General features: G+C 61.9%; 20 protein-coding genes. 2 read left to right on the top strand and 18 right to left on the bottom strand.

What is annotated here, in order from left to right; all coding sequences use genetic code 11:
• Nucleotides 1-59 precede the first annotated feature (59 nt).
• The gene (locus KJQ12_RS12395; protein WP_213484915.1) at nucleotides 60-2,036 is read right to left on the bottom strand and encodes a stalk domain-containing protein; all 1,977 of its coding nucleotides are present in this window, start codon (nucleotides 2,034-2,036) and stop codon (nucleotides 60-62) included.
• Between the two features lie 185 nt (nucleotides 2,037-2,221).
• Nucleotides 2,222-2,464 carry a hypothetical protein gene (locus KJQ12_RS12390; RefSeq protein WP_015254876.1) on the bottom strand — a complete coding sequence of 81 codons (243 nt, stop codon included), beginning with the start codon at nucleotides 2,462-2,464 and terminating at the stop codon, nucleotides 2,222-2,224.
• A 264-nt stretch (nucleotides 2,465-2,728) separates the two neighbouring features.
• Between KJQ12_RS12390 and KJQ12_RS12385 the strand changes: the two genes are divergently transcribed.
• A complete protein-coding gene (locus KJQ12_RS12385; RefSeq protein WP_213484914.1) occupies nucleotides 2,729-2,833 on the top strand; it encodes a YjcZ family sporulation protein in 105 nt (34 codons plus the stop codon).
• A gap of 70 nt (nucleotides 2,834-2,903) precedes the next feature.
• On the opposite strand, the gene KJQ12_RS12380 is transcribed toward KJQ12_RS12385, so the two are convergent.
• From KJQ12_RS12380 to KJQ12_RS19760, 4 genes are all read right to left on the bottom strand, one after another.
• Nucleotides 2,904-4,796 (bottom strand): ABC transporter ATP-binding protein, encoded by a 1,893-nt coding sequence (locus KJQ12_RS12380; protein WP_280529261.1) that lies wholly within the window; start codon nucleotides 4,794-4,796, stop codon nucleotides 2,904-2,906.
• Nucleotides 4,793-6,535 carry an ABC transporter ATP-binding protein gene (locus tag KJQ12_RS12375; protein ID WP_213484913.1) on the bottom strand — a complete coding sequence of 581 codons (1,743 nt, stop codon included), beginning with the start codon at nucleotides 6,533-6,535 and terminating at the stop codon, nucleotides 4,793-4,795. The genes KJQ12_RS12380 and KJQ12_RS12375 overlap by 4 nt, the downstream gene beginning before the upstream one ends.
• Before the next feature lie 37 nt (nucleotides 6,536-6,572).
• On the bottom strand, nucleotides 6,573-7,217 hold the full coding sequence (locus KJQ12_RS12370) for a MarR family winged helix-turn-helix transcriptional regulator (protein ID WP_213484912.1): 645 nt from the start codon (nucleotides 7,215-7,217) through the stop codon (nucleotides 6,573-6,575).
• 204 nt (nucleotides 7,218-7,421) lie between these two features.
• On the bottom strand, nucleotides 7,422-10,034 hold the full coding sequence (locus KJQ12_RS19760) for an ATP-binding cassette domain-containing protein (protein WP_213484911.1): 2,613 nt from the start codon (nucleotides 10,032-10,034) through the stop codon (nucleotides 7,422-7,424).
• A 104-nt stretch (nucleotides 10,035-10,138) separates the two neighbouring features.
• On the opposite strand from KJQ12_RS19760, the gene KJQ12_RS12360 reads away from it, so the two are divergent.
• On the top strand, nucleotides 10,139-10,750 hold the full coding sequence (locus KJQ12_RS12360) for a biotin transporter BioY (protein ID WP_213484910.1): 612 nt from the start codon (nucleotides 10,139-10,141) through the stop codon (nucleotides 10,748-10,750).
• 62 nt (nucleotides 10,751-10,812) lie between these two features.
• On the opposite strand, the gene KJQ12_RS12355 is transcribed toward KJQ12_RS12360, so the two are convergent.
• From KJQ12_RS12355 to rny, 12 genes are all read right to left on the bottom strand, one after another.
• Nucleotides 10,813-11,715, bottom strand: coding sequence for a glycine betaine ABC transporter substrate-binding protein (locus KJQ12_RS12355; RefSeq protein WP_213484909.1), 903 nt, complete (start codon nucleotides 11,713-11,715; stop codon nucleotides 10,813-10,815).
• 29 nt (nucleotides 11,716-11,744) lie between these two features.
• Nucleotides 11,745-12,401 carry an ABC transporter permease gene (locus KJQ12_RS12350; RefSeq protein WP_213484908.1) on the bottom strand — a complete coding sequence of 219 codons (657 nt, stop codon included), beginning with the start codon at nucleotides 12,399-12,401 and terminating at the stop codon, nucleotides 11,745-11,747.
• The gene (locus KJQ12_RS12345) at nucleotides 12,398-13,543 is read right to left on the bottom strand and encodes an ABC transporter ATP-binding protein (protein ID WP_342344846.1); all 1,146 of its coding nucleotides are present in this window, start codon (nucleotides 13,541-13,543) and stop codon (nucleotides 12,398-12,400) included. The genes KJQ12_RS12350 and KJQ12_RS12345 overlap by 4 nt, the downstream gene beginning before the upstream one ends.
• A gap of 338 nt (nucleotides 13,544-13,881) precedes the next feature.
• Nucleotides 13,882-14,352: a YlbF/YmcA family competence regulator gene (locus tag KJQ12_RS12340; protein WP_213484907.1), complete on the bottom strand. Its 471-nt coding sequence runs from the start codon at nucleotides 14,350-14,352 to the stop codon at nucleotides 13,882-13,884.
• Nucleotides 14,353-14,383: 31 nt separating this feature from the next.
• Nucleotides 14,384-15,934: a tRNA (N6-isopentenyl adenosine(37)-C2)-methylthiotransferase MiaB gene (gene miaB, locus KJQ12_RS12335; RefSeq protein WP_213484919.1), complete on the bottom strand. Its 1,551-nt coding sequence runs from the start codon at nucleotides 15,932-15,934 to the stop codon at nucleotides 14,384-14,386.
• A gap of 107 nt (nucleotides 15,935-16,041) precedes the next feature.
• The gene (gene pduL, locus KJQ12_RS12330) at nucleotides 16,042-16,611 is read right to left on the bottom strand and encodes a phosphate propanoyltransferase (protein WP_213484906.1); all 570 of its coding nucleotides are present in this window, start codon (nucleotides 16,609-16,611) and stop codon (nucleotides 16,042-16,044) included.
• Between the two features lie 142 nt (nucleotides 16,612-16,753).
• Complete coding sequence (locus KJQ12_RS12325) at nucleotides 16,754-17,620, bottom strand: 2-oxoacid:ferredoxin oxidoreductase subunit beta (RefSeq protein ID WP_015254886.1); 867 nt, start codon at nucleotides 17,618-17,620, stop codon at nucleotides 16,754-16,756.
• A 3-nt stretch (nucleotides 17,621-17,623) separates the two neighbouring features.
• The gene (locus KJQ12_RS12320) at nucleotides 17,624-19,357 is read right to left on the bottom strand and encodes a 2-oxoacid:acceptor oxidoreductase subunit alpha (protein ID WP_213484905.1); all 1,734 of its coding nucleotides are present in this window, start codon (nucleotides 19,355-19,357) and stop codon (nucleotides 17,624-17,626) included.
• 188 nt (nucleotides 19,358-19,545) lie between these two features.
• Nucleotides 19,546-20,487: a dipeptidase gene (locus tag KJQ12_RS12315; protein ID WP_213484904.1), complete on the bottom strand. Its 942-nt coding sequence runs from the start codon at nucleotides 20,485-20,487 to the stop codon at nucleotides 19,546-19,548.
• A gap of 161 nt (nucleotides 20,488-20,648) precedes the next feature.
• Nucleotides 20,649-20,909: a stage V sporulation protein S gene (locus KJQ12_RS12310; RefSeq protein WP_015254889.1), complete on the bottom strand. Its 261-nt coding sequence runs from the start codon at nucleotides 20,907-20,909 to the stop codon at nucleotides 20,649-20,651.
• 154 nt (nucleotides 20,910-21,063) lie between these two features.
• Nucleotides 21,064-21,861, bottom strand: a complete 798-nt coding sequence (locus tag KJQ12_RS12305) for a TIGR00282 family metallophosphoesterase (RefSeq protein ID WP_015254890.1) — start codon at nucleotides 21,859-21,861, stop codon at nucleotides 21,064-21,066.
• Between the two features lie 61 nt (nucleotides 21,862-21,922).
• Nucleotides 21,923-23,470 carry a ribonuclease Y gene (gene rny / locus KJQ12_RS12300; protein WP_015254891.1) on the bottom strand — a complete coding sequence of 516 codons (1,548 nt, stop codon included), beginning with the start codon at nucleotides 23,468-23,470 and terminating at the stop codon, nucleotides 21,923-21,925.
• Nucleotides 23,471-23,727 lie beyond the last annotated feature (257 nt).

Genomic DNA, 23,727 nt, shown 5'->3' with positions numbered 1-23,727 from the left:
TTACCTTCCATCATGCCTGAAAACGCGGTTAACGTCAAACCCGCGGACCTCGCCGCGCCTTACGTCCGCTCTTCCGGCAGCGGCTCGAACATGAGGGCGATCGGCAGATTGCTGCCGGAAGCCGGCGTGAACACGATCTCGACCGTCTCGGCGCGGTTGCCGCTCCGATACAGCACGCACGCTTCGTCCTGGTTCTTCAGGATGCTGCCCTTCGTCACTTCGACGACGCTGCCGCCCACGATGAACGCTCCCGTATAGTGGCCGCCCCGCGCGTTGAGCGAAATCAGCGTGCGCGGCGCGACGTTCACCTTCATCCGGTAGAGCACGCCGTAGTTCCCGACGTTGAGCTCGTTTTTGCCCGTGCCGTCGTCAATGCCCCACAGGTTCGGGTCATACTTGTTGTCGCCGAACATGAGGCGCTGCTTCGTCTGGCCCAGCTGCTCCTCGATCGTGATGCTGCGGTCGGTGTAGTCGAACGAGCCGCGCACATGGACGCCGTCGCGCGGCAGCATCGGCAGCTTCTCGAGCTCCTGCAGCGGATCGACGCCTTGCGGCACGATCACCACGCGATACCGGACGTAATCGTTCGACGTAATGTCCGCGTAGGCGGAGAAAATCTGGTTCGGCTTGATCGGCACGGCGGACAGTTTGTCAGCGAGCAGGACGGCCGATTCCTTCGGCCGCAGGCGCAGCGTACCGGCCTGGACGCCCCGGTTCACCGCATCCAGATAGCGAAGCGTCGACATCTTGCCCGCGTTCGTCGAGTACGGGTCCGGGCCGCCGGCGCCATGGGCGCCGATCGAGATGTCAACGGCCGTTCCGTTGAAGTTCGTGGCGACGAGATACACATTGACGTTGTAAGACATCGCGTTCTGGTTGTAGATCAGGAACCGCGTTTTGCCGGTCTGGATCGTGTCGTAGGCGATGCCGGTCTCGCGCAGCACTTCCGGGCTGTTGCTCCTCACGAGCCGCACGTTTTCCCTTTTGAACGTGTACTCCACCGGCGTGTAGCCGAGCACCTCGGAACCCGACAATGCGTATTTGCCCCCGATATCGGTGAACAGCTTGTCGTACTCTTCCTTCGTGTACAGCACTTCATCCGTAACCGTGATGAATTTCGACACCCGGTGCGTGAGTCCGTGCTTGTCTTCCACTTCCAATTCGACCAGCTTCTCGCCGGATTCGAAGAAGACCGGCTCGTTGCCGACCCAGGTGCGGCGCACGATCGCGTCTTCGTCGTCCGCGCTGAGATCACGGTACTCGATGTGCTCGCCGATCCGGTAGGTCTCCTTGTCGGTCCTGAAATCCGCGACAGGCGGAAGGTTCGGCGGCAGAACTTCAACGGTAACCGAGTATGGTTCGCTCCAGTTGCCGGCCGCATCCATCACCCGGCGCGTGACGGTGTACCATCCGGCTTCGGGAAACACGTCATAACGCCCTTCCCAGACGTCCTGCACGATGGGCAGTCCGTTCGGATGGCTCGCCAAATCCTTGTAGAAGACGACCGTCTGCCCGGCGTGGATTTCGTCATCGGCTTCGATCTCGAACGCGGCGGACGGCACGGCGATGCTCCAGCTGAGCGTAATCTGCCGGCCGGACACGTTGATGCGGCTGTCCGTCAGGTCCGCCCACATTCTGAGCGGCACCATCATGTAGCCCTCCTGGGCGAATACCGGTCCGGGGCCTTTCACGGCCGATCCGTTGACCTTGATGAACGGGCTGTCGGCCTTGAATCTCAGTTCCAGGACGTTCGACTTCGCCACCGCTTCCTTCGTCTTCGCATCAAAGTACAGCGTGAAGCCGTACACCGAAGCGATGCCGTTCAGCGGAATATACGCCGCGCCGTCCTTGTACGTGACCGGCTGCGCGGCCCGGATTTCCTCGCCGTTGAACAGCATGATGTCGCTGTCCTTCGCCAGCTGCAGCACGTTGAATCCCCCGGCTGACGACGAATCGGCACGGGCGGTTGCGAATGGAATGATCAATGCGATAACGGTTAACAGGACAATTGCAATTTTGAATGGTTTCGATCTCATGCTTCTTCTCCTTCTCAAGCCGGCATTCTTTTTTGTTTCGATAGACACTGTTATAGACGCGGACGGACCGGATTGGTTGCGCCCCCCGCCCAAAATCGACGCCCGGGGATGCGTTCAAGATGAAAACCCCCGCCGTCCGGAACGTGCGCTCCGGTCTGACGGGGGCGGCATGGCGTTTTCGACATTCAGACGTACCAGCGATCGAGGATCAGGAAGAAAACAACCGCGCTGATCACGGCCCCGCCAAACGAAATCCATCCCGCGCGGAACCGCTGCTGGAACATGCGGAGAATGCCGAGGCTGAGCAGCGAGAAAATCAGCAGGATAAAAATAACGCCAAGGATGAACAGATCGGCGGATATATCCGACACATTGGTGACCGTCACTTGCGCACACTCCCGACGTAATGGGGTTTCGGCGGGTTCCATGTCCCTGTCCTAACCGCATTATAGCGGAAAAGCACGGGGATCCGCCAGCGGACAGTCCATCCGAATTGTAACCAAAGTGTGACAATTCTATGCGGCCGCGAACCCCCGCGCCGGGCGGAATCATCCGGGGTGCGTCCGCCCGCATGGGCATTCGCGCAATTCATCCTGATGCCGGTCAAACGTCCAAAAGGCACAGCCGGGTAAGGCATAGACTGCAATTGTGATCCCGCATCACACTATAAAAAAACAGGAGGGAAGCAATCCATGAGCTACGCAGGAGGTTACGGCGGTTTCTTCAGAACGAGCACGGGCGTCATTCTGGTGCTCTACATCCTGCTGGTCATCGTGCTGCGCTCCGGTTGGTTCTGATTGAATGCATGAAGCGCGGGCTACGCGGCGGCATCTTCCGCCTCGCGGCCCGCGTCTTTTATTGGGAACCTCAGACGGCCGGTTTCCCTTCCGGCCGGGCGAATTGACTGTAATACAGTTCGGCATAGAAGCCGCCCTTCGCCAGCAGTTCCTCGTGTGTGCCCTGCTCGATGACGCGGCCGCGGTTCATGACGAGAATGACGTCCGCGCCGCGGATCGTCGACAGGCGGTGGGCGATGACGAAGCTGGTCCGTCCCCGCATGAGGCGGTTCATCGCGTCCTGGATCTGGTATTCCGTGCGCGTGTCGACGTTGCTGGTCGCCTCATCCAGGATCAGGATGGCCGGATCGGCCAGCACCGCCCGCGCGATCGTGAGCAACTGCTTCTGCCCCTGCGACAGATTGGCCGCTTCCTCGTTCAGCACCGTGTCATACCCGTCCGGCAGCGTCCGGATGAACCGGTCCGCGTACGCGGCTCTCGCGGCCGCGATGATTTCCTCCTCCGTCGCATCCTCCCGGCCGAAGGCGATGTTGTCCCGGATCGTGCCGCCAAAAAGCCACGTGTCCTGCAGCACCATGCCGAACAGGCTGCGCAGCCTGCCCCGCTCCATGGTGCGGATGTCGCGGCCGTCGATCGAGATCGAGCCGCCCTGGATGTCGTAGAAGCGCATGAGCAGATTGACGAGCGTCGTCTTGCCCGCTCCGGTCGGCCCGACGATGGCGACCGTCTGGCCGGGCTTCACCTCGAAGCTCAGATCGTCAAAAAGAAGCTCATCCGGCGCATAACCGAACCGCACGTTCCGGAACTCCACCGCTCCCCGCGGTCCGTCCTGCGCCGCAGGCTGATCCGCCGCGGCATCCGGCGTCTCTTCCGCTTCATCCAGCAGCTCGAATACACGCTCGGCCGAGGCGACGGTCGACTGGATGATGTTCGCGATCCCCGCAAGCTGCGTAATCGGCATGTTGAACTGCCGCGCATACTGGATGAACGCCTGCACGTCGCCGACTGCGATCCGCGATCCGGCCACGAGAATGCCGCCGACGACGCAGATGATGACATACCCCAGATTGCCGATAAAGCCGGTAAGCGGCATCAGAATGCCGGAGATGAACTGCGCGCGCCAGCCGGAATCGTACAGACGGCCGTTGATGCCGTCGAATTTGCGCACTGCGTCTTCCTCGCGGCCGAACGCCTTGACGATGCGGTGTCCGGCGATCATTTCTTCCACATGCCCGCTCAGTTCGCCGAGCGAACGCTGCTGACCCAGGAACTGGACCTGCGAACGCTTCGCGACGGCGGCCGCCGCCAGCGCGGAAAGCGGCAGCGTCACCAGGCAGACCAGCGTCAGCAGCGGGCTGATGTACAGCATCATGGCAATGACGCCGGCGATGGTCACGAGCGACGTCACGAGCTGCATCAGGCTCTGCTGCAGCGTGTTGCCGATGTTGTCCACATCGTTCGTGATGCGGCTCAGCGTCTCGCCGTGCGGCCTGGCGTCGAAATAGCGGAGCGGCAGCCGGGACAGCTTCTCATTCACTTCCCGCCGCAGCGTGTAGACGGTCTTCTGCTCGATTCCGGCCATCCAATATTGCTGAATCCAGGTGAACACCGAACTGACGGCATAGAGCGCCAGCAGGATCAGGATGATGTTCCCGATGCCGCGGTAATCGACCTCCGCCGGCACACCGGCGATGCGTGCCGTCACCACCTCGAACAGCTTCGTCGTAATGTCGCCCAGTAGCTTCGGCGCGATGATCGAGAACGCCGTCCCGAGCACGCCCATGACGAGGATGGCGATCAATTGGCCCGCGTAAGGTTTCAAATAGCCGGTCAGCCGCTTCACTGTTCCTTTGAAATCTTTCGGCTTCTGGGGCGGCATGCCGAAGCCCCGCGGGCCGCCGAATCCCGGGCCGCGGGGTCCGGGGGGCCGGTAATTCGTCTGCGATTCGCGGTTCCCTTTCATGCGATCTCCTCCTCCGTCAGCTGCGTAGCCGCAATTTCCCGATAAACTTCGTTATCCCTGAGGAGCTGCTCATGCGTGCCGATGCCCGCGATCCGGCCGCCGTCCAGGACGATGATCTGATCCGCGTCGACGACGGTGCTGATGCGCTGGGCGACGATCAGGACGGCCGCATTCCCCGTCTCGGCTCTCAGCGCCTTGCGCAGCGCGGCGTCCGTCTTGTAGTCGAGCGCCGAGAAGCTGTCGTCGAACAGATAGATGCCGGGTCTGCGCACGAGGGCGCGCGCGATGGCCAGACGCTGTTTCTGGCCGCCCGACAGATTCTTGCCGCCCTGCGCCACCTGCGCGTCGAACCCGCCTTCCATTTCTCGGATGAACTCGAGCGCCTGCGCCGTCTCCGCCGCGCGCCGCACTTCCTCATCGGAAGCATCCTCCTTGCCCCAGCGGATGTTGTCGGCGATCGTGCCCGTGAACAGCATCGCCTGCTGCGGAACATAACCGATCCGGGCGCGCAGCTTCTCCTGCGGCCAATTCCGCACGTCTTCACCGTCCACCAATACACTGCCGCTCTCGGCGTCATAGAAGCGCAGGATGAGGTTGAACAGCGTGGTTTTGCCCGAACCGGTGCCGCCGATGATCGCCGTCACCTCTCCCGGCTTCGCCGTGAACGAGATGTTCGCGAGCGCCGGCTGCTCGGCGCCGGGGTACCGGAAGGTGACGTCACGGAATTCGATCAGGCCGCCCGCTCCCGCCTGCTCCGGCCGTGCGGGGCGCGCGGGGGAGTCCGCATCGCGGACGGATGCGGGAAGCTCCAGCACTTCCCGGATTCTGCCCGCGGACACGGCGGCGCGCGGCAGCATGACGAACAGCATCGACATCATCATCAGCGAGAACAGTATCATCATCGCATACTGGATGAACGCCATCAGATCGCCGACCATCAGTTCACCACGGTCGATGCGGATGCCGCCGAACCAGACGATGGCGACGGAAGAGAAATTGACGATCAGCATCATGGCCGGCATCGTGAACGCCATGAGCCGGGTAGCCTTGAGGGCCGTATCGGTCAGTTCCCGGTTCGCGCCGTCGAACCGCCGCCGCTCATGCTCCGTGCGGTTGAACGCACGGATGACGCGCACCCCGGTCAAGCCTTCGCGCTGCACCCGGTTGAGCCGGTCCAGCTTCGCCTGCATCGACCGGAAGAGCGGCATCGCCTTGCGCGAGATCACAAAGATCGTCAGCGCCAGCACCGGGATGACGGCGATGATAACAAGCGCCAGCTGCCTGTCCTTGGCCAGCGCCATGATCATGCCGCCGACGGCCATCATCGGCGCCGCCGCCATCATGCGCAGCATCATGATGAGCGTCTGCTGGACCTGCGTCACGTCGTTCGTCACGCGCGTCATGAGCGACGAGGCGCCGAAGCGGTCAAACTCCCGCATCGAGAATCCGCTGACATGCCGGAACAGCCTGCTGCGCAGATCCCGCCCGAACCCCGACGACGCCCGGGCGGAAAAGTAACTGGCCGCGATATTGCAGGCAACGCCGAACGCCGCCGTCAGCAGCATGAAGACGCCCGTCCGCAGAATGTAGGCGGTGTCCCCTTTCAGCACGCCGATATTGACGATGTCCGCCATAAGCGTAGGCAGATAAAGTTCGGACAGCGACTGCAGCAGGACCAGCAGCAGCACGAGGACGGCAAGCCGGCGATACGGTTTGAAATAACGAAGCAATCCGGTCACGTTCAATCACCTTTCCAGTGAAATTCGTTGCAACGGGTCAATGGCCGTCTTCTTCCGCCGGGACGGACCGGTCGGCCGTTCCGGCCCCGGACGGCGCATCGTTCGCCGAAGCCGAGCCGGGTGCGCTTGACGGCTCCGCCCCGGCCTGACCGGGTGCGCCCGCCCGGTCAGGCGATCCCTGCGCCGGCCTGTGCGGCTCTCTGCCCGTTGCCGATTCATATTGCCGCCAGAACGCCTGCTGCCGTTCCGACAGATAGTCGGTCACTTTCCTCATGGTCCGGATGAAATGCAGGCATTCCTCTTCCCCGAGATAGTCCGCCAGCCCGGCAAACATTTCGAGACGGGATCGATTCATGCGCTCGATGTATTGCCGTCCCTGCCCGGTCAGCCGGATCCGGACGACCCGGCGGTCCGACGAATCGGCGAAACGTTCGGCGAGTCCCTGCTCTTCCAGCCGGTTGATGTGCTGCGTCACCGTCGGCGACGTGACGCGAAGCCATCCGCCGATCTCCGACACCGTAACGCCGCGGCCGTCGTCCCGGGAGTGGATGAAGTGCAGCACCATCAATTCGCCCGGACGACGCGGCGCGTCTCCGCCGCCTGTCCCTTTCAGCGATTGCCTGGAATGCGCGAATGTTTCCATCAGCAGCCGGGCAATTTCTTCCCGCTTGTCCGGCTTCATGCGAACTCCCCCTTTTCCGAAAGTTTATGGTCCGCCATGCATCCTTACGTCCACTAAACTCAGGAACGGCATTCGGCAGCCATATTATTAGGATACTAATTATTTAGGTTACCTAATTATATATCCGGAATGGAGCGGCCGTCAATACCGTCATATATGCATGCGAAGGGCGCCGGAACGTTGCCGGCGCCCGCATTCCCGTCGTTACAGTGTAATATCAATCAGCCGCAGCAGCGCGAAGACCGCCCCGGCGGCGGCGACAAACGCCGCGTCCCGCCGCGTGAAGCGGATCGGAAGCGCCCGTACGGCCGCCCGCCTGCCGCTGCCGAAGCCGCGCAGCGTGAGCGACACGGCCACCCGGTCCGCCATCTGCAGCATGGCGAGCAGGAACGGCACGAGCACGGCGGGCAGCGCGCGGAAAGGAATGCGCCCCGGCGGCACCGGGTGCTTGCCGCGGGCGACGCCGATCCGCGCGAACCGGCTCCACTCCGCCGCCATGAGCGGAATGAAGCGGAACAACAGCGACACCGACAGCCCGACGGACCGGATCGTCCGCTGCGGCAGACGGACGGCGGAGAGCAGCCGTTCCACGGCCTGCTGCAGCCGGTACGGCGTAATCAGCGCGAGCAGCGGCATGCCGAGCAGCATGACCGCGAGCAGCCGCGCCATCAGCCATACCGTATCGAGCGCGGCGCCGGCGTCCCAACCGAACGCGGGCGTGAACCTGGCGCCGGTGAGGAGCGCAAGCGCCGCGGTCAGCGCGAGATAATAAAGGATGACGCCGCGGTACGGCCGAATGAGCCGCGCGACGGGCAGCATCAGCGCGCAGACGACGGCGAGGCTTGCGGCCGTGTCCGCCGGACCGTCCATCGCGAGGACGCCCGACGCCGCCAGCAGGTACGCCGCCCACAGCGCGCGCGGATCGAGCCCGGCGAGACGCCGCAGGAGCGCGGAGGCCGGCTTCCCCTGCGCGGCGGAAGCCGGCGGCCGTTCCCGGGCCGGCCGGAAGCCTGCGATATCCGGCCCGATGCGCCCGGCATCGGCCGCTAGCGCGCAGGCTTCCTGCAGCCGCGCAGGCTGCAGCGCCCGCAGCGCCGCGGCCGTCCGCAGCGCCTGAGGCAGCGCCTCGGGCGGCATGACGCTGCCGCCCGACAGCACGGCCTGCGCCCAGGCCGACGCCGGCGCCGCCTCGCGGATTTCGCCGCCGGCGACGACGACGATGTCGTCGATGAGCGGCCACAGCGCGTCCAGATCATGCGTCGCGATGACCGCGCCGCCGCCCTCCGCGCGGTGGGCCGCGAGCCGGGCGCGCAGCGCGGCCGCGCCGGCGGCGTCAAGCCCGGCCGTCGGCTCGTCCAGCAGCAGCCACGGCGCGCCCGCCGCATGCAGACATGCCCAGGACAAGCGGCGCTGCTCGCCGCCGCTGAGCGTCCACGGCACGCGGCCCATGACGGCCGGTTGCAGCCCGGCCTTCTCAAGCGCCGCTTCCGCCCGGGCCGGCCGCTCGTCCGCCGGCACCGCATACGGGCGCATCGCATAGATCAGCTCGCCGCGGACCGTATCGGCGAACCAGGCCGACTCTGACCGCTGCATCGCCAGGCCGAACCGCAGCAGCCGGTCGCGCCGCGGCCGACGGCCCTGCCAGAGCGGCACGCCGCCGAGCGTCACGCTGCCGGCGTCCGGCCGGCGCAGACCCGCCATCGTCTCGAGCAGCGTCGTCTTCCCCGCGCCGTTCGGCCCGACGACGGCCGTGATGCGTCCGCCGCGGAATACGGCTGAAACATTCCGCAGCAGGGCCGCGCCGCCGTCGCCGTGCACCGACAGCCCGTCGATCCGCCAGTCTTCGGCCGGACCGCCGCCGGTCCCGTCCATGCCGCCCTGTCCGGCGGTTCCGTCGGCGGAGTCCGAACCTTTCGCCATATCCCCGTTCGTCATCTCCCCGTCAAGCACCGCCGGAACACGCTCAGGCTCATCGAACGGCAATGCGCCGAACGCCGCAAGCGACCGCGCCAGCTCCTCCGGCGCAAGCGGCAGCGGATCGAGCGGAATGCCGCGCCGCTTCAAGGCCAGCGCCGTCCGTACGGCATGCGGCGCCTCGCATCCGAGCCGCTCGCATGGACTCCCGGCCTCTCCCTCCGGCAGGAAGAACGATTCGGCCGGACCGTCGAACACAATGTTCCCGTCGAGCAGCCCCACGACCCGGTCGCCGTGCGCGATGTCCTCCGCCGCATGGGAGATCCAGACGACCGCCGCGCCCGCTTCCCGCAGACGGCGCGCGCCGCTCAGGACATGCGCCCTGCCGGCGCTGTCCAGCATCGAGGCCGCTTCGTCGAACACGATGAGCGGCGCGCCCGACGCGATGCAGCCGGCGGCGGCGAGCATCTGTTTCTGTCCGCCGGACAGATGCTCGACGGGAAGGCCGCGCCGCTCCCACAGGCGGCACAGGCGCAGCAGCCGCTCGATCTCGGCCTGCGCCTCCTTGCCGCCGATCCCCCGCGCTTCGAGCGTGAGCGCCAGATCTTCCCACGGCGTCGACCCGACGATCGCCGCTTCCGGATCCTGCGTGACATAAGGAAGCGGCCGGTCCCCCGCGAAGCCGCGGGTGATCGAGCCGGACAGGGCGGCCTTCCCGCCGGCCGCCGTCTCCGGAATGCCCGCGATCAGCCGGGCCAGCGTACTCTTCCCGCTTCCGTTCGGCCCGGTGACATGCACCCATTCGCCGGGCGCGATTTCCAGCTTGTCAACCCGCAGCAGCGGCCGCCCGTCTTCCAGCCGCACGTCCGCTCCGCATATGCGAAAACGTTCCGCCTGCGTCATTTTTTGATCAAACCCCTGTACCGGCAAGTCCATCCATGTTACAATGCGGTTGGTTAACCATTAGACCATATTAAGGTTAACAATTAAGGAGCGAAATTGCAATCATGAATTTACCGATTCGCGGCATTGTCTACACGGCGCTGTTCGCCGCCATGTTCATCGTCATGAGCATGATCAAGATTCCGCTGCCGTTCTCGCCCGTTCCGATTACGCTGCAGAATCTCGCCGTCATGCTGGCCGGAGCGTTTCTCGGCGCGCGGGGCGGTTTTCTCAGCATCGGCTTGGTCATCGCGCTGACCGCCCTCGGTCTGCCGCTTCTGCACGGACAAGGCGGACTCTCCTACGTGCTCGGTCCGACCGGCGGATTTCTGTTCGCTTTTCCGTTCTGCGCCGCGGCGGTCGGCTGGTGCGTCGGCAAGCTGCTGAACACCGGTCTGCACGGCAGGAACCGCGCCCTTTTCACGTTCGCGCTGTTTGTCATCTTCATCGGCTGCGGTTCGCTCCTGTCCTATCTCGCCGGGGTGCCGTGGCTGGCGAAGGTTTACCATCTTACCGCCGCCGGCGCGATCGCCGCGGGCTTCACGCCCTTTATCGGGGGCGACATCGTCAAAGCCGTCGTCGCCGCCATCGCGGCCGCGGCGCTGCTGCCGCATGTCCGCGGGCTGCGGATTCCGGCCCGGCCGGCCGGCATTCGGGACAACGGGACGGAAGCCTGACTGCACATAACAAACCTCCGGCCGTCTGATCACCCTCAGATTGCCGGAGGTTCACATTTGCCTCAGCCTTCAATCAAGCCTTGTTCGACAAGGAATTCCCTTGCCACGTTCTCCTCTTTCAGGCCTTCGGCATCGACTTTCGCGTTCAGCTTCTGCATCGTTTCGTCGTCAATTTTGCCCGCCAGCCGGTTGAGCAGCTCTTCGAGCTCGGGAAAACGCTCGAGCGCGTCCATGCGGACAAGCGGCGCCCCGTGGTACGGCGGGAAGAACGATTTGTCATCTTCGAGGATTTTCAGCTGGTGCACGACGAGCATGCCGTCGGTGGCAAACGCATTGATGACGTCGACCTTGCCTTCCTCGATGGAAGGATAGCGCAGCCCGGCGTCCATGCCCTTCTCGTCCGCAAACTTCATGCCGTACACTTTCTTCAGGCCCGGCAGTCCGTCCGGACGATCAAGAAATTCGAATTCGGAACCGATCACCAGCCGGTCCGATACTTTCGCCAGATCGCTGTACGTGGAAAGACCGAGTTCATCCGCCAGATCCTGCTTGACCGCCAGCGTGTACGTGTTGTTGAACCCCCATGGTTCCAGGAGCTTCAACTGATCCTGTTCCACGAGCTCCTTCGCTCTGCTCAGCGTCTCTTCCGCTGTTCCGGTCTCCTCCTGATAATAGTTCGCCACGATGGTACCGGTGTAATCGATGTACATCTGGATATCGTTGTTCAGCAGCGCCTGCCATGCGACATTGGAGCCGCCGAGGTTGACTTTGCGCTCCACCTTGATCCCGAGATGTTCCTCGATCAAGGTCGCCATCATATGGGCCAGAAGAATGTTTTCCGTAAAGTTTTTCGACCCGACCGTCAGTTTCGCCGTTCCGCCGCTGCGATCGCCTCCGCCGCCGCAACCGCCGAGCACCAGCACCAGCGCCAGCGCGAGGGCCGGCAGCGCCTTGACAGCTTTCATTCATCACGACTCCTTTCCCGATGGATACTTCAGATTTTCAGCCCTTTCGGCGTAACCGCCCGTTCCAGCCTTGCCAACACGAAATCGAGCAGCAGCGCAAGCAGCGCCGCGGGAACCGCGCCGATCAGCACGAGCGCGTCCATGCTGCGGGAGATGCCCAGAAAAATGAAATCGCCGAGCCCGCCCGCGCCGATAAACGCCGCCAGCGTGGCGGTCCCCACATTGATCACCGCCGAAGTCCGGATGCCGGCCATGATGACCGAGAATGCGAGCGGCAGCTGAATGCGGAACAAGATTTGCGCATCCGTCATGCCCATCCCGGATGCCGCCTCGATCACCGACTTGTCCACATTTGTAATGCCGGTGTGCGTGTTGCGGATGATCGGCAGCAGCGAGTACAGGAACAGCGCGATGATGGACGGCAGCTCGCCGATGCCGAAGAACGGGATCATGAAACCGAGCAGCGCCAGGCTGGGAATGGTCTGCAACGTGCTGGCCGTTCCGATCACCGGACCTTCCAGTTTCTTGACCCGGCTGACGGCGATGCCCAGCGCCACGCCGATTGCGATGGCAATGCCCATGGAGATGGCGACGAGCTTGATATGCTGGAGTACGGCCAAGCCCAGATCCGCGTGTCTCGCCTCCAGCTGCTGCACGATTTGCTCCCATAACGACCGCCGGTTCATGAGACCACCCCGCCTTCCTCGTCCTTCCAGCGTCCGGCGAGGACGGATATCAGCGATCCCCGGGTCACGATGCCCGACAATTTCCCGTGCTCATTGACGATCGGGATGACGCCGAAGCGGGATTCCGAGATTTTGACCAGCGCATCCTTCGCCGTTGCGTCGATGGGGAGCACCGGCTCGGCCGGCTTCATGATTTCGCTGACCGTCCGGATGCGCGCGGAATCGCCCTGCAGGTCATAGCCGCTGATGATGCCGAGAAGCTTGCCCTGCTCGTCGATACAGAGCAGCGTGTCCGTGCGGCGCTGCCGCATGTAGGTGATGGCGCGCTCGGGGGATCGATGGGGATAAATGGTTGCCGGATCGGAACGCATCACCTCGGTGACGGGAAGCAGCTCCGGATTTTGAAAAATCCGATTTTTTCCGATAAATTGCTCCACAAAGCCGTGCACCGGATGCGTCAGCAACCGCTCGGGCGTATCCAGCTGCAGCAGTTCTCCGTCCTTGAGGATGGCGATGCGATCGCCCATGCGAATCGCCTCGTCCATGTCGTGGGTGACGAAAATTACCGTCTTCCCGAGTTCCTTCTGCAGCCGCAAAAACTCGTCCTGCAGTTGTTCGCGCGTGATCGGGTCCAGCGCTCCGAACGGCTCGTCCATCAAGACCAGCTCGGGGTCCGCGGCCATCGCTCTCGCGACGCCGACCCGCTGCTGCTGCCCGCCTGAGAGTTCCTTCGGATACCGCTTCGCAAACACCGCCGGGTCCAGCCCCACCAGATGGAGCAATTCTTCGACGCGCTGACGGATCTTCCGGCGGTCCCAGCCTTTCAATGCAGGGACGAGCGCGATATTGTCCTCAATCGTATAATGAGGAAACAGACCGATCTGCTGGATGACATATCCGATATTGCGCCTCAATTCCACCGTGTTCTGTTTGGCGATATTTTTGCCGTTCACCGTGATGGTGCCGCTCGTATGCGGAATGAGCCGGTTGATCATTTTCAGGGTCGTCGTTTTTCCGCAGCCGCTCGGGCCGATCAGGACGAGGAACTCACCCCGCTGGACGCGGAAACTTAACGATTTCACGGGTTGAAAGCCGTTCTTGTAGGTTTTGCTGACATTGACGAATTCGACCATCGACTCCATCGGCATCCTCCTTTCGGTAACTGGTATTCATCCCCCTCTGTCTTCCTTCTGGTCTTGCCTTTTGTCTTGCCGCAACCAACAGGTTGCCTACAAGTTTAGTAAACGGATAACTCAACTGTCAAAAGGCGTGATTCCGGGTATTCCGGATCCTGCGATCCTGTTCCGGGATGACGGCAGGCAGCCGGATGCATGCGCTTTTATCCTCCCGTATCCTTCCCGATCATGCCCGAAACATGATCGTAAGCGCTTGCATCAATACAATGAAAAAGGCTTCCGCGCGGGACGTTTCGCCCGTTTCACGGAAGCCTTTCTTCTTCGCAAGTGCCGTGCGGCGCCGGTCAATCGCTGCAGTCCGCGGGTACCGCAGGCGCGGGTTCGCCCTCGACATCCAGCTTCTTCGCGACGGTGTCGCGGATGACCGACACGACCAGCTGCAACAGATAGTTGATATCCGACTGGCTTTGCTGGAAATCGACGACGATCGGCATCTGATCCAGCTCGTCCTGCAGCGCCTCGATCTCGGCCTCGATTTTTTTCACCATCTCCGGATTCTGGAACCGTTCGAACGCGACGATCTCCTTCTGTTTCTTCTTGATCTGCGCGATGATCGACTGCACTTTCTCGCTCGCCTTGATCTGCGCCTCGGCCTTGCGATAATGCTGCACTTCGTCCGAGGTGTAGATCATCTCGGCCAATTCCTTCGCCTTCGCCATGATGTCGGCGCGAATGACGAGATCCCGCGAATCGAATTTCGGAATGCCGCATTCTCCCGCATGGTCATGGCCATGATCGTGGCCGTGATCAGCCATTCTTGCATCTCTCCTTGACGCGGACAGCCGGTCAGGAGACCGCCCCGGTCTCCTGCCGCACAGGTTCCGCCTTGATATACCAGGTCTGCGGATCAGTCACCCGCACATGGACGAACGAACCGATCCATTCCGGCGATCCCTCGAAGTGGACCAGCTTGTTCGTGCGCGTCCGTCCGGACAGCATGTTCGGGTTGCTCTTGCTTCGGCCTTCCACCAGCACTTCGACGACGCGGCCGCGCAGCGCCTCGTTGCTCCGCTTGCTAAGCTCGGCGACCAGGTCGTTCAGCCGGATCAGCCGCTCCTTCTTCACTTCCATCGGTACGTTGTCTTCCATCTCGGCGGCCGGTGTGCCGGCGCGCGGCGAGTAGATGAACGTGTACGCCGAATCGAAGCCGACTTCGCGGACGAGCGACAGGGTCTCCTCGAACTGCTCCTCCGTCTCGCCCGGGAACCCGACGATGATGTCCGTCGTCAGCACGACATCCGGAATGGCGGCCTTGATCTTGCGCACAAGTTCCAGATACGATTCGCGCGTATATTTGCGGCTCATCCGCTTCAGAATCTCCGTGCTGCCGGATTGCACCGGCAGATGGATGTGCTCCACGAGATTGCCGCCGCGGCTGAGCACTTCGATCAGCTTGTCGTCGAAATCGCGCGGGTGGCTCGTCGTGAACCGGATGCGCGGAATGTCGATCTTCGACAGGTCGGCCATCAGATCCGCGAACCGGTAGTCCCGGTCCGTGAAATCTTTGCCGTACGCGTTGACGTTCTGGCCGAGCAGCGTAATCTCCCGGTATCCCTGGCGCGCCAGTTCGCGTACTTCCGCGATGACATCCTCGGGCAGCCGGCTACGCTCCTTGCCGCGCGTATAAGGCACGATGCAGTACGTGCAGAATTTGTCGCAGCCGTACATGATGTTCACCCAGGCGCGCATCCCTTCGCGCTTCTTCGGCAGGTTCTCGATGATGTCGCCTTCCTTCGACCACACTTCGACAACCATCTCTTTGCCGAAATACGCGTCCCGAAGCAGAATCGGGAGGCGGTGAATGTTATGCGTGCCGAAAACGAGATCGACATACGCGTGCTTCTGCAGAATTCGCCCGACGACCGACTCTTCCTGCGACATGCAGCCGCAGACGCCGAGGATCAGCTCCGGCTTCTCGAGCTTCAGCGATTTCAGATTGCCGAGCTCGCCGAACACCTTGTCCTCCGCGTTTTCCCGCACGGCGCACGTATTGAGCAGGATGACGTCCGCTTCCCGGCGGTCGTCCGTCCATTCGAACCCCATCTGCTCGAACAGACCTTTCATCACTTCGGTGTCGTGCTCGTTCATCTGGCAGCCGTAAGTTTGGATGATATATTTTTTCCCCTTGCCGAACGTCCGGAGCTCTTCCGGCACCGCCTCTTCGTACAGCACCTTGATTTCTTCCTTGCCGCGCTGCTTCTCCCGGCGGTAGCTCGGTTCGGACATGATGTAAATTTCTCGTCCGCCGATCCGGATCCGCTTGCCGTGTTCGTCTTCGGAGATTAAAGCGTCCGAGAAATCGAAATAGCGGCTGTAGTCCTTCGTCTCGTTCGCCACGAACCATCGCCTCGCTTCCATAATCCCGCCTATTATAGCATGAAACGAGGCCGGCGCGCTACCGCAAGCCCGGCATCCCGAAATCGGGTTGTTCGTCCGTTAGGCCGTCAGTCAAGAATCTCGCCCGTATCGCCGGTCTTCACGCCGGCCGCGTTCGCTTCGTCCGTGTCGATGTGCATGTCCAGCGCGAAGCTGTCCGAGACGCGTGCGATGACGTTCTCGAAGACGAGACCGCGTTCGCCGCCGACCCGGACGCGCAGCAGCTGCTTGTCCGCGATGCCCCAGGCTTCGGCCTCCGACGTATGGAAATGGATGTGGCGCGCCGCAATGATGACGCCTTCCTCCACCGTCACCTGCCCGGCCGGGCCGACGATCGTGATGCCCGGCGAACCCGCGATGTCCCCCGATTCGCGGACCGGGGGATTCAGGCCGAGCGCGAACGCGTCCGTGCGCGAGATCTCGAGCTGCGTCTTCGGGCGGGCCGGTCCGAGAATCCGCACCTTCGGGAAACGGCCCTTCGGTCCGATCACTTCGACCGTCTCGTTCGCCGCGAACTGGCCGGGCTGACTGAGGGGTTTCAGCACCGTCAATTCCGCTCCTTCGCCGAACAGGGCGGCGATATGTTCCTTCGACAAATGAATATGGCGGGCCGATACGCCGATCGGCACTTGTTTCATGGTCGACTCATCCTTTCGAGCGATATTCCATACCATTCTACTGTAACCCGCGGCCCAAAGCGAATCCTGTGACGCAGATCACGGCCCGGGACACAAAAAAGAGCACGCGGCCGCCTGCGGACGCATGCTCTCGGATGGCTCATCAGTAGAATTCTGCCACCAGTTCTTCGAATTGGGACTGATCCAGGCGCAGATCCTGCCGATACAGACCTTCTTCCCGGAATCCCGGAATCAGGTCTTCGTACGACTTGCGCGTCGTATCGCGGTAGATCAGGCCGGTCAGCATGCCGTTTGTCTCCATGATCTTGTTCATCGCGGCGACGCGGTTCGTCGGATCGTAATCCGGGAACTGGTCGAGGTTGACGATGTTCTCCTTGAACCAGTCGTAGGTGTTCACCTTGTTGAACGTAACGCACGGGCTGAACACGTTGATCAGCGCGAACCCCTTGTGCTGGATGCCCTGTTCGATCAGCGACGTGAGCTGCTTCAGATCGCTGGAGAACGACTGGGCGACGAAGGTCGCGCCGGCCGCCATCGCGATCTCGAGCGGCGACAGCGGGGACTCGATCGAGCCTTGCGGCGTCGACTTCGTCTTGAAGCCGACCGCGCTGCGCGGCGACGTCTGGCCCTTGGTCAGACCGTAGATCTGGTTGTCCATGACGATATACGTGATGTCCAGATTGCGGCGGATCGCATGGACGGTATGCGCCATGCCGATGGCGAATCCGTCGCCGTCGCCGCCCGACGCGATGACCGTCAGCTCCCGGTTCGCGAGCTTGACGCCCTGGGCGATCGGAAGGGCGCGGCCGTGAATGCCGTGGAATCCGTACGCGTTGATATAGCCGGAGATCCGGCCCGAGCAGCCGATGCCGGAGATGACGGCCAGATTCTCGGGCTCAAGGCCGACGTTCGCCGCCGCGCGCTGGATGGCAGCCTGCACGGAGAAGTCGCCGCAGCCGGGACACCAGTTCGGCTTGACGTTATTGCGGAAATCCTTGAATGTCGCCATCGGTCATTTCATCTCCTTGCATGCTTTATACAGTTCGGCGGGCAGGAACGGCGTGCCGTCGTACTTCAGCACGTTCCGGATCTTGTCGGCGCCGCCGACATGCAGCTTGATCTGATTCGCAAGCTGCGCGGTCGCGTTGTTCTCGATGACAATGACCGTCTTCGCCGCCTGTACGTACGGCGCGAGCTCGTCGGCCGGGAACGGCGCGATCTGCCGTACCGTGATATGGTTGGACGTGATGCCGTCCTGCGCGAGACGTTCGCGCGCCTCGTCGATCGTGCCGCCGGTCGAGCCCATGCCGATGATGAGCATATCCGGCGTCTGGTGCGGCGCGTCGACGCGGATGGCGTCGCGGATCTTGATGCCGTTCAGCTTGCCGAGCCGTTTGTCCATCATCTTGCGGCGGTTCACGGCGTTCTCGTTCGGGCGGCCTTCCTCGTCGTGCTCGACACCCGTCACATGGTGCAGGCCGCCTTTCTCGCCGGGCAGGACGCGCGGCGAAATGCCGTCTTCCGTGAATTCGTAACGCTTGAACAGCTTGTTCTCCTCAAGCGGCGGTACGTTCGATACCAGCTTGCCCCGCCTGATCTCGATCTTGTTGTAATCGAGCGGCTCGCAGGATTGCTTGCCGAGCGAAAGCTGCAGGTCCGTCATGACGATGACCGGCACCTGGTATTCTTCCGCAACGTTGAACGCTTCGATCATGTCGTAGAAGCAGTCCTCGATCGTGGCCGGCGCGATGACGACCTTCGGAATTTCGCCGTGCGTGCCGTATACCATCGCGTTCAGGTCCGATTGCTCCTGCTTCGTCGGCAGACCGGTCGACGGGCCGCCGCGCTGCGTGTCGACGATGACGAGCGGCGTTTCGGTCATCCCCGCGAGGCCGATCGCCTCCATCATGAGCGACAGGCCGGGACCCGCCGATGCGGTCATCGTCCGCACGCCGGCGTAGTTCGCGCCGATCGCCATCGTAACGGCGGCGATTTCGTCTTCGGTCTGCACGACCGTGCCGCCGAACTTCGGCAGTTTCTTGATCAAATATTCCATAATCTCGGAAGCCGGTGTGATCGGATAGGCGGACATGAGACGGCAGCCGGCCGCGATGGCGCCAAGGCCGATCGCTTCGTTGCCGATGATGAACAGCTTCTTCTTGCCGTCCGCAGGCGCCAGCCGGAATTCCTCCAGCGGGCCGCCGGCCTGCTCGAGAATGAACGCCGCGCCGCGGCGCACCGCTTCGATGTTCTTCTCCACGATGGCCGGACCTTTCCGGCCGAACTCTTCCTCCACCGCCTTGTTGAACACGTCAAGCGGCAGACCGAGCAGCGCCCAGGAAGCGCCGGACGCCACCATGTTCTTCATGAGCGACGTGCCGAGTTCCTCGGCGATGGCCGTGATCGGCACGGCGAACAGCCGCGCGTCAATGCCTTCCGGAACTTTCGGATCGAACTTGGCGTCCGCCACGATGACGCCGCCGGGACGCAGTTCCCGTGCGTTCAGATCGATCGTCTCCTGGTCGAATGCGACAAGGATGTCGAGATCGTCCGAAATCGCCCGCTTCGGCGTCGTGCTGATCCGGATCTTGTTGTTCGTGTGTCCGCCCTTGATCCGCGACGAGAAATGCCGGTAACCGTAGAGATAGTACCCGAGACGGTTCAGCGCGGTCGAGAAGATCCGGTCCGTGCTCTCAACGCCTTCGCCTTGTTGTCCCCCGATCTTCCAAGACAATTGACTGATCAAAATGTCCATCTCCTCAATTGATCGTTCGCAATGATTCGACAACACTTTCGCAGATCAAAAATTTTTTTCTCTGCGATCAAATAAATTTTATGACTGTCCGTTGACATTTGCAAGCCATTTCAAGCTTTTATCGCATAGCTCTTTTCGAACGAATCGATATCGTTCCGAGATCGAACCGGAAAGCGGCGTCAGGCCGGCGGAAGCTGGCTCGACAAAAATCGGAAAGCGTTTCCGCGCGCAATGTTCTCCGTCAGTTCCTCACCGTACCGAAGCGCCAGCATGTCCAGCAGCCGTGCCGTGCCGTCCGGTCCGTCGAGCCCCCGGATATGGCGGTCAATGCCGTCGTAATCGGATCCAAGCGCGAGGACGCGCTCCCCGCCGAGCTCCAGCACGCGTTCGATATGCGGAATCAAATCTTCCGGCCCGGGATCGTCCCTGTCGCTGACGAACCATGGAACGAATGTCAGGCCGATCAGCCCGCCGGCGTCGATGATCGCCTTGATCTGATCATCGCGAAGATTCCGGGGATGATCGCAGACCGATCGCGCATTGGAATGGGAAGCGATGACCGGCCGCGCACTCTCCTCGATTGTCTCCCGGAATGCCCGTTCGGACAGATGAGACACGTCCACTATTATGCCCAGCTCGTTGCAAGCTCTAACCAGTTCGCGCCCGGCCCGCGTAAGCCCGCCGCCGCGCGGCTCCATGACGCCGTCGGCCGCCCAGTTCGCGTCGTTCCATGTCAGGCCGAGCATGCGGAGTCCGAGCCGGTGGAGCATGCGAAGCGCGGCGAAGCTGCCCTCGAGGCCTTCCGCGCCTTCGAGCGCCAGCAGCGCCCCCGGCCGTCCGGGACCGCAGGCGGCCAGATCGGCCTGCGAGCGGACGAACGTCACATGCGGGCAGGTCAGGACTTGACGGTAAAACCGATCGACCGCCTGGACGACCGACATGAACGTCTGCGGCACGCGCTTCGGCAGGTAGACGGCGAACGTCTGCAGGACGGCGCCGGAAGCGGTCAGCTTGCCATAGGTGACATCCAGCCCGTCCGAACCCGGTCCGTCAAAAGATTCCGCCTCACCGGTCAGCAGCTTGGCGAGCACATCGCAATGCAGGTCCGCAAATTCCCTCATCCCCGACCCTCCGCTTCATTCGGTGGTTTCTCGCCTTTCGGCAGCAAAAAAACCCGTTTACGGCCGTAAACAGGTTGCATGGATTTCCAATCTCGTTCCTTCGGATCGTTCCGTTCGCCAAGCAACGGATGAAGGTATGCCGTTGTGTTTGTCTGCTGCAGTCAGCGAGGCTCGACGATCAGTTTGATTGCCGTGCGGTCTTCCCCGTCAATGACGATGTCGGTGAATGCAGGAATGCAGATCAGATCCACCCCGCTTGGCGCGACGAATCCCCGGGCGATCGCCACGGCCTTGATCGCCTGATTCAACGCACCAGCCCCGATTGCCTGCAATTCTGCGCACCCGCGTTCGCGCAATACGCCCGCCAGCGCGCCTGCGACAGAATTTGGATTGGACTTTGCTGAAACTTTTAATACCTCCATGGAAAGTACCTCCTCGGGAATGATGGATGGAATCCACTATTCATCTTATTCGAGAGGGGTCGAAAAATTCCTGCTGTTGTACACGCACTTTGCACACTGTTCCGAATTGATTGACAATTTGCGGCGGCAAAAGGGCCGCCTTGCGGCCGTTTTGCTACTGCATCAGCAGCCATTCATCCTCCGTCAGACGAATCTTCGCGATCGATTTCGCTTTGCCGGTCGCGTCGTCAATTTCCGCCAGAACGGCATGGAACTGCCATTTGCCTTCGTCGACCGTAAACCGGGAAGGCAGCTGCGTCAGAAAGCGGTATTCGACGGATGAACGCTCCATCCCCAGCACACCGTCCCGCGAGCCGACCATGCCGACATCGGTGAGGCAAGCCGTCCCGCCGGGCAGAATCCGGTCGTCGTTCGTCTGCACGTGGGTATGGGTGCCGACGACAACCGACGCCCGTCCGTCCAGATACCAGCTCATCGCGATTTTCTCCGAAGTCGCTTCCGCATGGAAGTCCACCAGAATGCAGGGCGTCTGCGCCTTGAGCTTCCCGATCAGCTCATCCGCCGCCCGGAACGGGCAGTCGAGGGGCGGCAGGAAGGTGCGTCCTTGCAGATTGAGAATGCCGAGCGTCTTGCCGTTCGCCTTCACCACCGTCGATCCTCTTCCGGGCGTGCCGGGCGGAAAATTCGCCGGCCGGACGATGCGCGGCTCGTCGTCGATCCATTCGAAGATATCTTTGTTGTCCCACGTATGGTTCCCCATCGTGATCGCGTGTACGCCGAGTTCATAGAACTCCCGCGCGATCGCCGCCGTAATGCCGCGGCCGTGTGCCGCGTTCTCCCCGTTGGCCACGATCAGATGCGGCTGATATTTGCTCTTCAGCGACGGCAACACTTGCTTCAATGCGGCGCGTCCCGTGCTGCCAACGATGTCGCCGATGAAGAGTACGATCATGCATTTCCCTCCCAATATGGATAAGAGAGCGGCTGGCAGGTACCAGCCGCTCTCAGGTCGTTCATTTCGCGTATTCCACAGCGCGCGTCTCGCGGATAACCGTGACCTTGATATGTCCCGGATAATCGAGTTCGCTCTCGATCTTCTTCGTGATGTCGCGCGCCAGCCGGAACGCCTCGATATCGTCGATCTTGTCCGGTTGCACCATGACGCGCACTTCGCGGCCGGCCTGGATGGCGTACGATTTCTCGACGCCTTCGAACGATTCCGTAATCGCTTCGAGCTTCTCCAGCCGCTTGATGTACGTCTCGAGCGTCTCGCGACGGGCGCCGGGACGAGCCGCGGACAGCGCGTCCGCCGCTCCTACCAGCATCGCGATGACGGACGTTGCTTCCGTATCGCCGTGGTGCGACGCGACGCTGTTGATGACGACAGGGTGTTCCTTGTACTTCTTCGTCAGCTCGACGCCGATCTCGACATGAGAACCTTCCACTTCGTGGTCCAGCGCTTTGCCGATGTCGTGCAACAGTCCCGCCCGCCGGGCCAGCATGACGTCTTCGCCGAGCTCGGCGGCCATCAGACCCGCCAGATAGGCCACTTCGATCGAGTGCTTGAGCACGTTCTGGCCATAGCTTGTACGATAGCGCAGACGTCCGAGAATCTTGATCAGATCCGGATGCAGTCCGTGAACGCCGACCTCGAACGTCGCCTGTTCGCCGTATTCGCGGATCCGCTCGTCGATTTCCTTGCGGGATTTCTCGACCATTTCCTCGATCCGCGCCGGGTGAATGCGGCCGTCCGCCACCAGTTTCTCCAGCGCGGTGCGCGCGATTTCGCGGCGGATCGGGTCAAACCCGGACAGGATAACCGCTTCCGGCGTGTCGTCGATAATCAGATCGATGCCGGTAAGCGTCTCCAGCGCGCGGATGTTGCGGCCTTCCCGGCCGATGATGCGGCCTTTCATCTCCTCGTTCGGCAGCGCGACGACCGAAACGGTCGTCTCGGCCACATGGTCGGCCGCGCAACGCTGAATCGCCAGGGAGATGATGTTTCTCGCCTTCTTGTCCGCTTCTTCCTTGGCCTGCTGCTCGATGTCTTTGATCATCTGTGCCGTCTCGTGACGGATTTCCTGCTCGACATTCGACAGAATGATCTGTCTGGCCTCTTCCGAAGTCAAGTTGGAGATGCGCTCCAACTCCTGAACTTGCTGACGATATATCGCGTCAATCTGTTCTTGCGTTTCCTCGATTCGCTTCTCTTTGTTGGCCACTTGCTCTTCCTTGCGCTCCAGCGCTTCCAGCTTGCGGTCCAGCGACTCTTCCTTCTGCTGCAGACGCCGTTCCAGGCGCTGCAATTCATTCCGGCGTTCGCGTGTTTCCCGTTCCGCTTCGGCTCGGAGTTTGTGTACTTCGTCTTTCGCCTCGAGAATCGTCTCCTTCTTCAGCGCGTCGGCTTCCTTGCGTGCGTTCTCCAGAATCTGCTCGGCAGCCTTCTCCGCGCTCGAGATTTTCGCTTCGGCGATCGATTTCCGTACCCAGTAGCCAATGCCAAAAAATACTGCGCCAACAACGAGAACGATCGGGAGCCAGATCCAGATTTCGATAGGCATCCTCTCACCTCCTCGTTCTCACCAAAGCCGAAGCCATGGATCGTATTCGGTTCTCAGCCGGTGTTCCACCGTTTCTTTCGGTTCATGTCGAAAAAGATCGGTTCGAATCAATTTCTGGAAGGAAAATCGATTCAAAAAGAAGGAATACAGAATCATTTTATCTTTTGTGAAAATCAATTGTCAAGCAATCGCCCGGGCGCCTGTCGTTGTTCTGTGATAATGTCACGGTATAACTGTTCTGAGATAATGTCACTATG

It is taken from the genome of Thermobacillus xylanilyticus (genome assembly GCF_907165215.1).
GTDB lineage: Bacteria > Bacillota > Bacilli > Paenibacillales > Paenibacillaceae > Thermobacillus > Thermobacillus xylanilyticus.
Note: the sequence above shows the minus strand (reverse complement) of the source record. Positions and strands in the feature narration are given on the sequence as shown.